We start from the raw sequence: 13,126 nt of genomic DNA on the forward strand, positions 1-13,126 counted from the left end.
TCTATGGTGGGTGCTTTTCTTAAACTTTAATATATATGCCAACTTTTTATAAAAATGGCAAAATTTTGAAAGTCGATGTGATTTTGTTCACATAAATCTTATTTTTATAAAATAATTTTTATTTGGTAAAAAAATTTATGAAACAATGATTCAAATTTCAATCATTATTATGAGTATTTATAATGAAGATCCCAAAAGTAGCCATTTTATTAGCTGAAGGTTTTGAAGAAGCTGAAGCCATTATTATCTATAACGCACTTTGCCGAGTAAAAATAGCCGTTCATCTATTAGCCTGCCAAGATGATATTGAGGTTAAAAGTTACCATGGTATTGAGATGAAAGCTCATGCATTGGTAAGGATAAACAAACAACGCTATACGATGCAGTGATTTTACCGGGTGGGCCAGATGGCACAGTTAATTTAGGCAATAATCCCAATGTGATTGATTTTATTAAACGCCACGATAAGGAAAATAAGTGGATTTGCCCGATTTGCTCGGCAGCAGCAAAAGTTTTGAGTAAGAATAAGCTATTAAATGGTCGGAAATATGTCTGTTCTGGTGATTTATATAAAAATGTTCAAGATGGGATCTTTGTTGATCAAGATGTTGTCTGTGACGGAAATCTTTTGAGTGGTAAAGGGCTGGGTATGGCATTTAAATTCGCTTTTACACTAGCAGAATCGTTAAAAATAGATAAAGATGAAGTTCACTTTCAAGCCGAACATATTTATATCAATTATTAACCCCCCAATATAATTGAAGTTTATACCTTATTAATTGTTAAAAAGCTAATCAACGGTAAAACTTATCAGATTAATAGCTTTTTTTGATTTTAATCAAATTTTGAAAGTGCTATATTAGTCTCAATAGTTTAGGACAATAACGTCCAGATCCATTAGGAGGATTTAAAATGATTACAGGTATCCAAATTACTAAAGCTGATAATAAAGCACTACTTAACTCATTCTGGTTATTAGATGATTCAACAAAAGAAGCTCGTTGTGTTGCTGCTAAATCAGTTTATAAAGAAGATCAAGTTGTCCCAACTGCTGAACTTGGTCAAATCGAATATCGTGAAATTCCATTAGATGTAGCACCAACAATTAAAGTTGAAGGTGGTCAACACTTAAATGTGAACGTTCTTCGTCGTGAGACTTTAGAAGACGCTGTTCAACATCCAGAAAAATATCCACAATTAACTATTCGTGTTTCTGGTTATGCTGTTCGTTTTAACTCGTTAACAGCTGAACAACAACGCGATGTTATTGCTCGTACTTTTACAACTAAAATCTAAGTTTCTTATTTGACAATAAGTTTCACCCAGCTTTATGCTGGGTTTTTTTTAACTTTTAATTTAGGTTTTATTGCACCCAAGTTAAATATTGCGCTGTGTCAAATTTACATTCAATATTTACAGATACATTTAGTCTTATTTGAGTGTCAAAAAAATAGCGAAGCAGGAAACCCTACTTCGCTATTAAGTGATATTTTTTATCCAAAAAACTTTTTCACTTTATCAAAAAAGCTTTTTTCTTTTGGGCTGTGTTTTGAGTTTTTGTCAGCTTTGAAACTTTCACCCAATTCTTTTAGTAGCTCTTTTTGTTTGCCAGTTAAGTTTACTGGGGTTTCAACCACTACGTGGCAGTATAGATCACCTACTGCGCTACCGCGTAATGATTTAATTCCTTTTCCACGCAATCTGAACATTTTACCTGTTTGAGTTTCAGCTGGTATGGTTAAGCTGACTTTACCATTTAGTGTTGGTACTTCTACTTCACCACCAAGTGATGCTAAAACAATGTTAATTGGAATTTCACAATGTAAGTTTGTACCATCACGTTCAAAGATTGCATGTGGTTTTACTTGTACCTGAACGTATAAATCTCCGGCTGGGGCGCCATTAAGTCCCGCTTCACCCTCGCCTGAAAGTCGAATACGGTTTCCGGTATCCACGCCAGCAGGGATGGTAACAGATAGTGTTTTCGTTTTCTGAATACGTCCTTCACCAAGACATTTTTTACATGGATTTTTAACGATTTTTCCACGGCCGTGACAGGTTGGACACTCTTGCTGTACAGCAAAGAAGCCTTGTCGCATTTGTACAACACCAGCGCCATGACATGTATCACACGTTACGACATCAGATGATTTTTCTGTTCCTTGTCCATGACATACATCACAAGTTACCCATGTTGGTACTTTTATCTCTTTACTTACGCCACTTGCTGCTTCTTCTAGCGTTAATGAAATGTTGTATTGTAAATCATCGCCTCGTGACGCGGTTTGACCACGTCCGCGCCCACCACCGAAGAAATCACTGAAGATATCATCAAATGCAGAACCTCCACCAAAACCACCAAATCCGCCGAAGCCACCGCCTCCAGCACCACCTTGACCTTGTTCAAAAGCAGCATGTCCATACTGATCATAAGCGGCTTTCTTTTGTGGATCGGTTAAGATTTCATAAGCTTCTTTGACTTCTTTGAATTTCGCTTCAGCTTCTGCTTTATTATCCTGATTTTTATCCGGATGATATTTCATGGCTAGGCGTTTGTAGGCTTTTTTTATCTCAGCTTCAGTAGCACTTTTACTTACGCCTAATGTTTCATAATAATCTTTCTTCGCCATAATTAACCTTTAACTTTAATCATTATATAAACAACTAAACGGGCTTGAGTTACCTCGCGCCCGTTTAATGTTTTACATGTTTAAAACTCGTTGAAATAACTCATTAAAAAACATATTAGTTAATGCTTATTTTTTCTCATCATCAACTTCTTTGAAGTCCGCATCAACTACATCATCAGCAGAGTTTGCGCTATTTGCTTGGCTTGCAGATTGATCAGCTTGAGCTTGTTGTTGAGCTAACTCAAGTAATTTTTTTGAAGCTTCCATTAATGCATTAATTTTAGCTTCGATTTCTGCTTTATCTTCACCACGTGCAGCATTTTCTAAATCACTCACGGCGCTTTCGATAGCGGTTTTGTCATCAGCTGATAATTGATCGCCAGCTTCAGTCACTTGTTTACGAGTTGAGTGAACAAGATGATCAGCTTGGTTACGAATTTGAGCTAATTCTTCAAATTTACGGTCAGCATCAGCATTTGCTTCTGCATCATTTACCATTTTTTGGATCTCTTCTTCACTTAATCCTGAAGAAGCTTTAATGGTAATGTTTTGTTCACGACCAGTATTTTTATCTTTTGCTGATACATGCAATATACCATCAGCATCGATATCAAATGTTACTTCAATTTGTGGCATACCGCGTGGTGCAGCTTGAATTCCATCAAGGTTAAATTGACCTAATGATTTGTTATCACTTGCACGTTTACGTTCACCTTGTAACACATGAATGGTTACCGCAGATTGATTATCTTCAGCAGTTGAGAACACTTGACTATGTTTAGTTGGAATAGTTGTGTTTTTCTCAATCAAGGTAGTCATTACACCACCCATTGTTTCAATACCTAATGATAATGGTGTTACGTCAAGTAATAATACATCTTTAACATCACCACCTAATACACCACCTTGTACCGCAGCACCTACTGCTACTGCTTCGTCAGGGTTAACGTCTTTACGTGGTTCTTTGCCAAAGAAGTCTGCAACGGCTTTTTGTACCATTGGCATACGTGTTTGACCACCAACTAAAATCACATCTTTAATATCAGAAACAGTAAGACCTGCATCTTTTAATGCTGTTTTAACTGGTTCCATTGAGCGTTTAACTAAATCTTCAACTAATGATTCAAGTTTAGCGCGAGTCACTTTGATATTTAAGTGTTTTGGTCCAGTTGCATCAGCAGTGATATATGGTAAGTTAATATCAGTTTGTTGTGCTGATGATAATTCAATTTTCGCTTTTTCAGCTGCTTCTTTTAAACGTTGCATTGCAAGTGGATCATTTTTAAGATCGAATCCTTGTTCACGTTTAAATTCATCAACTAAATAGTTAATTAAACGAGAGTCAAAGTCTTCACCACCTAAGTGAGTATCACCATTAGTTGCTAATACTTCGAATGTTTTTTCACCATCAACATCATCAATTTCGATAATTGAGATATCAAATGTACCACCACCAAGGTCATAAACTGCAATGGTGCGGTTACCGACATCTTTATCTAAACCATACGCTAATGCTGCTGCTGTTGGTTCGTTGATAATACGTTTAACATCTAAACCAGCAATACGACCAGCATCTTTAGTTGCTTGACGTTGTGCGTCATTAAAATAAGCAGGAACAGTAATTACTGCTTCAGTTACTGGCTCACCAAGATAATCTTCTGCTGTTTTTTTCATTTTCTTCAATACTTCAGCAGAAATTTGTGGTGGAGCAATTTTTTGGCCTTTAACATCAACCCATGCATCGCCATTGTCTGCTTTAACAATTTTATATGGCATGATGCCAACATCACGTTGTACTTCAGCGTCTTCATAACGACGACCGATTAAACGTTTAATCGCAAATAATGTATTTTGTGGATTGGTTACTGCTTGGCGTTTAGCTGGTTGACCAACTAGAATTTCACCATCTTGTGTGTAAGCAATAATCGATGGGGTTGTGCGATCACCCTCGGCATTTTCTAATACTTTTGCTTGGCCGTTATCCATTACTGCAACACATGAATTTGTTGTACCTAAGTCGATACCAATAATTTTACCCATAATCGTTTCTCCTCAAACCTGTATTTTATTCTTTGTATATAAGTCTTAAATATTTAATTTCAAGTCCTTATTTTGACAAAGATATGTAATTGTTTTCACATAAATGGGAACAATATTTTTAATATCAAGGGGCAAAATAAATTATTTTTTCTTAAATCTTGATTATAGACCTCTCTACACTTATTATTGCCGCCTTTTTTATTATGAGAATTAATTTATAGGATCTTTATGGAACAAACTAAATTAGCCAACCCTGGTCCTCTCGGCTTAATGGGTTTTGGTATGACTACAATTTTATTAAATATTCATAACGCAGGTTTTTTTCCTGTCATGACGGCCATTGTGTCAATGGGTATTTTTTATGGAGGACTGGCACAGGTGATCGCTGGAATTTTAGAATTTCGTAAAGGTAATACTTTTGGTACTACAGCGTTTACTTCATATGGTTTCTTTTGGATCGCTCTTGTTGGTATTTGGTATTTACCGACATCACCAGCAACAGCACCAACTGATGCAACTTTTGTGGGTATCTTCCTGGCATTATGGGGAATTTTTACCGCATTTATGTTTATCGGTACTTTAAAAGGTAATCGAGTATTACAATTTGTTTTTGCAAGTTTAACTGTTTTATTTGCTTTATTAGCAATTGGTAACATTTGTGGTAACCATGACATCATTCATATTGCCGGTTTTGAGGGTATTATTTGCGGTGCCAGTGCTATTTATTTAGCGATGGCTGAAGTGCTTAATGAACAATATGGACGTACAATTTTACCAGTTGGTGCAAAATCTCAGCATTGATAAGAACATCACATCTACTAACAAAATTGGTAGATGTGATTTTTTTGAAAAGGAAAATAAAAAATCTAGCTTTTAATTTTTATTTGAATTTATCAATGACTTACATACATTTAAAAGAGACTGGGTATGTTTATTTATTGTTTCTTCAGATAAATGATTATCTTTTGAGCTAAAAGCGTTATTTATCATAATTTTACCACTGTTATCCATTGTTCCCGATGTCATCATAATGTAATTTGGAAATTGGATATCCATTGTTCCTTGTTTAAAAACAATATTTTCTAAATAAATGTTTGACTCTTCAGGTTTTAAATAAATCAATTCATCACCATTTCCAATGCTATCAATAAATATGAATTTTTTATTTTTCAATTGTTTTGCATAGCTTTCCAGCATCTTTAGGCCATATTGTCCATTATTACCATCATCATATAAAACAAAAGCAATTTTCTTCTTTTCTTTTTTATCTAATTTATTAATTAAATTGATAATTGTAATAATACTTGAAGAGTTACAAACAAAATTCTTTTGATTCGGAATGCCACTTTTGTATTTCAAAATAATAAAAAATAATAAAATAGTCGAAACAATAGATGATATGCCGGGAAGACTAAAAAAACCCTGCGACTGAATTTTTGGTATGAACACCCAGTAATTTAATACCAATGAGGTGATGAATAAGAAAATAATTGGCGAAATACTTATAAAATAGCCTAATTTACTAAAGTGAGGCGTGAATGCATATTTTTTATTAAAATTAAAATTTTTAATACCAGTATCATAATAGGTACAAATGATTAATTCAGCTTGATCTAAATTACCAATATAAGCGTTGTAATAATTTTCATACCGTCTTGTTGCTAACTTTAATTTTGCTAATTTAGCATCAACTATATAGCCCAATTGAGTAAGTTCTTTAGATATCACTCTTAAAAAAGTGATTTTTTCTTTAGACGTAAATCTTTTGCCAAAAATGACACAGTATCTTAGTACAAGGTCTTTAAATTTATCCATTTTTAATAATTATTTTAATTTAGAAAAACTGTTAGTGCGATATTAGTCACACTAACAGCGAAACAAATAGATAATATTAAAATAATGATTATCAAATAATATTATCTATAGAAGATGTTAGTTTAATCAATAATCATCTTCATTTTGAGATTGGGAGAAATTAGCCATATTGCTAATCGCTTCTTGGATATTCTCATGTCCAGTTTCAACACACTCTTTTGCCAAATTAAGTAGTGATAATGAATCTCTATTACATACAGCATTAATTACCATTGGCAAGTTCATACCGGTAATGACGCGGACATTCATACCTAATTTTTCCCATTCTGGCAAACATCGCATTGATGCGTTATAAGGCGAGGCACCCAATAAATCAACAAAAATTAAGACACCTTGCCCTGAGTCTAGAGATTTTGAACAATCAAATAAATTATCTTTTAATTGTTCAATATCTTGTCCTGGATTGAGTGATAGTGATTCAAATTTATCTTGTTCTCCAACAATCATTGATACACTATCTTTAATCCCTTCAGCCATTTTGCCATGACTAACTAATAAAACACCTATCATATTTTCGATACCTATATTATTCAAACATCTTAATCGCTTCGTTTAATGTGACTTTTTTCAACGAAGGCGTCGCTTGAAAATAGATATCCATGTTAGGGAAGCTGTTTTGTAAATCGATTAGTAAATCAAGTTGTTCTTTATTAATCGATACTTCTTTAATTATTGAAGTTGCTCCAGGTACTAGCGGTAAACCCCCAATATTAAGATTAGTTATTGGCACACCCGCTTTAATGATTTTATACATAACTTCTATATTTTTTGTTATCAAAATAACATTAAAATCATCATACTGGCGATCATTCCAATATCTTACCGCGCCATCTTCTTTTAATACTCTTATTTTGTGTCCTGTACTTGCCCCAGCACCTAATATAATATTTTTAGTAAATTCATCATTTGCTGAGTAATCATCGGCTACAAATAACGCATTTGCTCCAGCTGCTTTAGAGACATTAGTTGCAACTTGACCATGAATAAGGCGGCTATCTACACGCGCTAACACTACTTTTCCCATAATTTTACCTCTATATTTTTTTAATTTTATAAAATTCCAATGGCTGCTAATACACCAAGTATTATGGTTAATCCCACTAATGCTTGAGTTACTTTTAACCCTTTCTTAGAAAAATAGAAATATAATCCCATCACGACCATAAGAGGCAATACACCCGGTAGGATTTTATCCAAGGTATCTTGGATAACAAATTCTTTACCGGATAAATTGAATTTCAAACTTGATGATAATTTTATGTAGTTAGCAGCTAAAATACCCATCATGAATAAACCTAGAATGGATAAGCCCTCAATGACCATTTGCATTTTATTACCAACCACTTCAGTAGCTGCATTTCTACCCAATTTGAATCCTAACTGAGCAAAATAGTACCCAACAAAAAGTTGATAGATAACAAATGCAATGAAAGGAAATAAAGCACCAATTGCTAGGCCTTCTTGAGCCCAAGGAAGCGCAATTGCAATAAAGATATATTGCACTGTTCCAGAGTCGATTGCGTCACCTATTCCGGCTAAAGCCCCCATTAAACCAGCTTTTGTATTATAGAGAACGTCGTTATCAATACTGATCGGTTTCTTTTGATAAACTTCATCTGCTCTTACAGCTTCTAGTGACGCCATAATTCCTGAAATTGTTCCCCCACCCCAGGTTAATTGAGTGTTAAAGAACAATAAGTGTCTTTGATAAGCTGCTGAAAGCTCACTTTTTGATTTATATAATTTTTTGAGAATTGGCATCAATCCCCACATTAAAGAAGCGGCTAGATAGCGGTCAAATGAGTGTGGGATTTCATTTGCATAATACCAACGTAACCATGCAATAGTGATATCTTTTTTAGTTATTGCTTCCGGTTTGAGATCAATACTTTCTTGTACGATTTCAGTCATTATAAATTCCTCTTTTTAATTTATTAATCAATTAAAGATTAATAATCGTCATCATCTACTTGGTTATTTGAATTACTTCTAGGTTGCTCAGCCGCAGAATTAACCGCTTCATTCTTTGCAAGGACAAAGATAAACGCAACAATAGCGCCGACAATTGCGTAGGTAACCATTGTGATATTCAGTGGTTTTGCAATTACGGCCATGAAGTAAGCTAATAAGAAGAAAATGATGTAATTTTTCTTACCGATAACATAAATAGTTAGCGCAATACCTACTGCAGCAAGACCACCACCAATTACATTAAGGATATGGAAAACAAGTCCACCAGCATTGGATTTAATGATATCTGCAATTATTGGCGCACCAAAATAGAGTGCGACAAACATAAATGGTAAAAAGAGTGCGACACTACAAATGATTGGTAAGATAATAATTGATAAAGTTAATCCCGAACTGTTAGCTTCGTCAGCATATCGTTCAGTTAATTTCATAATCATTGTATTGAGGAAAAATCTTAATTGGTATAAATACGATCCTAACAAACCAACAGGTACGGCTACCGCCACCGCTGCTGCTGGTTGCATATCGCCGAGTAATGCGACAGGTACAGCGACAGCTGTTGCAATTGCGGGTTCTGATGGCATTTGTCCGCCAGGAGAAAACACACCCATATAAATTAACTGTATTGCTGCGGTTATTATCATCGCGTTTGAAATATCATTAAAGACTATTCCAACAATTAACCCCGTCATCATCGGTGAGAATCTGAGTGTTAATGTTGCTCCACCCAGCCCCCGAGACATTACCATTGCAACCCATATTGAAATAATGGTTGCTTGAAGAAACGTTACATGCATTTCTTGCATATATAAACTCCTCGATTTTTTTATAATATTTAAAAAATTTTAAGAAACAATTGATTGTAATTCTTGCTTATTGACAAATTTCTCTACATCTTCGACACATTTCTCACCCATACCCTGCAAACACTCAATGGCATAAGCTGATGTATGTGGAGTAACAAGAACTTTTGGATGCTGAACTAGAGGATTGTCGTTATATGAAGGCTCGACATACATTACGTCAGTAGCATGACCCGCAACAATACCCTCATTCAATGCATGTAATAGTGCATTTTCATCAATTAGTTCAGCTCGAGCTGTATTGGTGATGTAAACACCTTTTTTCATTAAAGAAAATTGGTGATCTTTTAAGATATGATAACTAGTTTCATTTAATGAAGCATTTAGAGAAATGATATCCGCATGTTTTAGCAAATACTCTAAATCAACAATTTCAATATTATGTTGATTAGCCCATTGTTTATTTACGTTTGGATCTACAACAAGTAAGCGCGTATTAAATCCGTGTTTAAAAATTTCTGCCACACGGCTTCCAATATTCCCACAGCCAATAACGCCAACAACTTTACCCGTAACATTGATACCCAAAAAAGAGGCTCTTTTTTTCCAATCATTTGATTTCACTGCAGCTTGTGACTGAACTGTTTGCCTAATTAATGCAAGTAAATTAGTCACTGCATTTTCGGCTACAGCATCTCGCTCCACTAGAGGCGGTACAATTGTTACAATCGTTCCATGTTCCCTTGCAGCAACAACATCAACATTATTAAAACCTATTCCATGACGAGAAATTAAAAACAAAGGGTCTTTTTTATTATCAAAAAAATCTTTGTTAAAAAAAGGTCTAACACTAGCAATAAAAATATTAAAACCTTCTAAAGCCTTTGCTAATTCCTTCCCTGGTATGTCATTATCAAAAGTAAAATGCTTTACTTCGCCAATTTTTTCTAATCGTTTTAAATGATCTGGAAAATATTTTCCAAAACTACTTGAGTTAATTATCGCAATTTTATAATTATCCACTCCATACTCCTAATCAATGAATGATAAACGTCACTGCTTTTTATTTAAAATGAACGTTATTCATCCTTTTTCTGACTTAAATGTGACAGGTAACATTGATTATAATTAATATGATTTAAAAAAAAGTGAATTTAGATCACATATTTAACAAATATTATAAAAATCAGCTTTGATAAGGGGATAATTATTTTCTATCAGAAAATATACTAATAATGCTGGAGGGCTTTAAGAATATAGCTTTAGGAATGTAGCATTAGCTAGTTCAAGACATAATAAAAAAGGGCAATCATGCCCTTTATAAAATTTAAGATTGCTATTTTTTATAAGCATCATTATGTACACCAACTGCTGCACGGCCTGACGGATCATTTAGATTTTTAAATGATTCATCCCATTCAATCGCTTTTGCAGTTGAACAAGCAACGGTTGGGCCACCTGGTACACAATGTGCAGCACTTTCAACAGGGAATAATTCGTCAAAAATCTCACGATACATATACGCTTCTTTTGATGTTGGCGTATTGTATGGGAAACGGAATTTTGCATTTTCTAGCTGTTGATCCGTAATTTTGCTTTCAGCAATTTCTTTTAAGGTATCGATCCAACTGTAGCCTACACCGTCAGAGAATTGTTCTTTTTGACGCCATACCACTGATGCTGGTAAGTAAGATTCAAATGCTTCACGAACAATGTGTTTTTCCATTTTACCGTTACTACCACACATTTTATCTTTCGGATTAATACGCATTGCCACATCTAAGAATTTTTTATCCAAGAAAGGTACACGCGCTTCAACGCCCCATGCAGCCATTGCTTTATTAGCACGTGCACAATCGTACATGTGTAACGCGGCTAATTTTCGGACAGTTTCTTCATGAAACTCTTTGGCATTTGGCGCTTTGTGGAAATAGAGGTAACCACCAAATACTTCATCAGCACCTTCACCTGATAGGACCATTTTGATACCCATTGCTTTAATTTTTCTTGCCATTAAATACATTGGGGTTGAGGCACGAATCGTTGTTACATCATACGTTTCGATAAAATAAATAACATCACGGATTGCATCAATACCTTCTTGAATGGTGAAGTTAATTTCGTGGTGAACAGTACCTAGATGATCAGCAACTGCTTGTGCAGCCTTAAGATCTGGGGCACCTTTTAAACCAACCGCGAATGAGTGCAATTGTGGCCACCATGCTTCTGATTTTTCATGATCTTCAACGCGACGAGCAGAAAACTTTTTAGTAATTGCTGAAATAACAGAAGAATCAAGTCCACCAGATAATAAAACGCCATAAGGAACATCTGACATAAGATGACTTTTTACAGACTCTTCTAGTGCAACACGAAGTTCATTGATATCTGTCTTATTATCTTTGACGTTATCATATTCCATCCAATCACGTTTGTAATAGGTTTTAATTTCACCTTCTGTACTTGATAAGTAACTTCCAGGAGGAAAAGCCTCAATCGTTTTACAAACCGGAACCAATGCTTTCATTTCAGACGCAACGTAAAAAGTGCCGTTTTCATCATGTCCCATATACATCGGAATGATACCGATATGATCACGACCAATAAAATAGGTGCCTTTATTAATATCATAAAGAATAAACGCAAACATGCCTTGTAAGTCATCAAGACAGTGTATACCTTTTTCTTGATATAAAGCTAAGATCACTTCACAGTCAGAGCCTGTTTGGAATTCATAACGATCTTTGTACTGATTTCGGAGTTCTTGATGATTATAAATTTCGCCATTAACCGCTAAAACTAATGTTTTATCTTTATTATAAAGCGGTTGAGATCCAGTATTAACATCTACAATTGATAGACGTTCATGAGCTAAAATCGCTTTATCAGAAGCAAAAATACCAGACCAATCAGGGCCACGATGACGTTGCAGGCTTGATAGCTCTAATGCTTTTGTTCGTAGCTGTTCCGGATCTGATTTAATATCAAGAATACCTAAAATCGAACACATTGAATTTCTCCATTTAAAATCGCTATAGCGATACTATTTACTAATAAAATTTATTTTAAATATTATTGCAAGCAAATCACAAAAATAACAGGATACACATTATTGATTAACAATTAAAGTACAATATCGTTATACTTTTCCTATAATAAAGATTGCTTTTATTTTTTTATCCACTGCCCTTGCTGTTTGATGTATTGACCAGCAGGCGTTTTTTCTTGAGCTTTACTTCCTGCTTTGTTTTGAACTTCAACTAGTGGCACGTTACTTTCAGCTGATACTTTTTGGTACTCTTGTTTACGAGCCTGATTAATTAATTGGGCAATTTCGCTTGCATTACCTTCATTTTTTACAACGCCTAAATAACCATCGGTTTGTTCTCCCACTAGACCATTAGCTTTTGCTTGAGGTAGTGAATTAATCGCTTGATCTAAATTTAAAGCAAAAACAGGCAAAGCTAATAGGATTGATAATAATGCTACTGTTGCTTTTTTATAGATATTCATAACAGACTCCTTATTAAATACATCATATTAAGATGAATTAAATATGTAAAAACGGTTGAAAGTTAAATGTTTTGCTATAAAAGTCGTGTTTATGCACTCATTAATATTAATATAAACCTGATTTATTAATAATATTATCTAGCGCTTTGTCCACTTTGATATTAATTTCGTGATCAATCTTAACGTTCAAATTGATATTAATTGGTTCATTTGGTGCTTGCACTTTAACCGTTGGCGTACAACCCATTAGTACAGCACTACACACTATAATTGTAATAATAGTTTTAATCATAG

At 34.4% G+C, this 13,126-nt stretch carries 13 protein-coding genes and 1 pseudogene; 3 read left to right on the plus strand and 11 right to left on the minus strand.

From position 1 onward, the window contains the following. Positions 1-182: 182 nt before the first annotated feature. Positions 183-745, plus strand: a pseudogene (locus J3U09_RS10995) (DJ-1/PfpI family protein). Between the two features lie 167 nt (positions 746-912). Further along, on the plus strand, positions 913-1,296 hold the full coding sequence (grcA, locus tag J3U09_RS08065) for an autonomous glycyl radical cofactor GrcA (RefSeq protein ID WP_065563808.1): 384 nt from the start codon (positions 913-915) through the stop codon (positions 1,294-1,296). A gap of 197 nt (positions 1,297-1,493) precedes the next feature. On the opposite strand, the gene dnaJ is transcribed toward grcA, so the two are convergent. Further along, entirely contained in the window at positions 1,494-2,630 is a 1,137-nt protein-coding gene (dnaJ, locus tag J3U09_RS08070) for a molecular chaperone DnaJ (protein WP_267357786.1), read from the minus strand. Positions 2,631-2,756: 126 nt separating this feature from the next. Then, entirely contained in the window at positions 2,757-4,670 is a 1,914-nt protein-coding gene (gene dnaK / locus J3U09_RS08075; protein WP_267331099.1) for a molecular chaperone DnaK, read from the minus strand. 228 nt (positions 4,671-4,898) lie between these two features. Between dnaK and satP the strand changes: the two genes are divergently transcribed. Then, entirely contained in the window at positions 4,899-5,471 is a 573-nt protein-coding gene (gene satP, locus J3U09_RS08080) for an acetate uptake transporter (protein ID WP_065733562.1), read from the plus strand. Positions 5,472-5,543: 72 nt separating this feature from the next. Here satP and J3U09_RS08085 read toward each other — a convergent pair whose 3' ends face one another. From J3U09_RS08085 to J3U09_RS08125, 9 genes are all read right to left on the minus strand, one after another. Next, a complete protein-coding gene (locus tag J3U09_RS08085) occupies positions 5,544-6,485 on the minus strand; it encodes a hypothetical protein (protein ID WP_267357788.1) in 942 nt (313 codons plus the stop codon). 126 nt (positions 6,486-6,611) lie between these two features. Continuing rightward, complete coding sequence (locus J3U09_RS08090; protein WP_065563813.1) at positions 6,612-7,055, minus strand: PTS sugar transporter subunit IIA; 444 nt, start codon at positions 7,053-7,055, stop codon at positions 6,612-6,614. A gap of 16 nt (positions 7,056-7,071) precedes the next feature. After that, positions 7,072-7,569 (minus strand): PTS system mannose/fructose/N-acetylgalactosamine-transporter subunit IIB, encoded by a 498-nt coding sequence (locus tag J3U09_RS08095; RefSeq protein WP_065563814.1) that lies wholly within the window; start codon positions 7,567-7,569, stop codon positions 7,072-7,074. Positions 7,570-7,595: 26 nt separating this feature from the next. Next, positions 7,596-8,456: a PTS system mannose/fructose/sorbose family transporter subunit IID gene (locus J3U09_RS08100; protein WP_267357791.1), complete on the minus strand. Its 861-nt coding sequence runs from the start codon at positions 8,454-8,456 to the stop codon at positions 7,596-7,598. A gap of 38 nt (positions 8,457-8,494) precedes the next feature. Continuing rightward, positions 8,495-9,313 carry a PTS mannose/fructose/sorbose/N-acetylgalactosamine transporter subunit IIC gene (locus tag J3U09_RS08105; protein ID WP_081303305.1) on the minus strand — a complete coding sequence of 273 codons (819 nt, stop codon included), beginning with the start codon at positions 9,311-9,313 and terminating at the stop codon, positions 8,495-8,497. A gap of 48 nt (positions 9,314-9,361) precedes the next feature. After that, positions 9,362-10,342, minus strand: a complete 981-nt coding sequence (locus J3U09_RS08110; protein WP_267357792.1) for a D-isomer specific 2-hydroxyacid dehydrogenase family protein — start codon at positions 10,340-10,342, stop codon at positions 9,362-9,364. A gap of 313 nt (positions 10,343-10,655) precedes the next feature. Further along, positions 10,656-12,329 (minus strand): asparagine synthase B, encoded by a 1,674-nt coding sequence (gene asnB / locus J3U09_RS08115; protein WP_065563818.1) that lies wholly within the window; start codon positions 12,327-12,329, stop codon positions 10,656-10,658. A gap of 158 nt (positions 12,330-12,487) precedes the next feature. Next, positions 12,488-12,832, minus strand: a complete 345-nt coding sequence (locus tag J3U09_RS08120) for a YdbL family protein (RefSeq protein WP_220225359.1) — start codon at positions 12,830-12,832, stop codon at positions 12,488-12,490. Positions 12,833-12,938: 106 nt separating this feature from the next. Further along, entirely contained in the window at positions 12,939-13,124 is a 186-nt protein-coding gene (locus J3U09_RS08125) for a YnbE family lipoprotein (protein WP_065563820.1), read from the minus strand. Between the last annotated feature and the right edge of the window lie 2 nt (positions 13,125-13,126).

Source organism: Gilliamella sp. B2889 (genome assembly GCF_026536885.1).
GTDB lineage: Bacteria > Pseudomonadota > Gammaproteobacteria > Enterobacterales > Orbaceae > Gilliamella > Gilliamella apicola_E.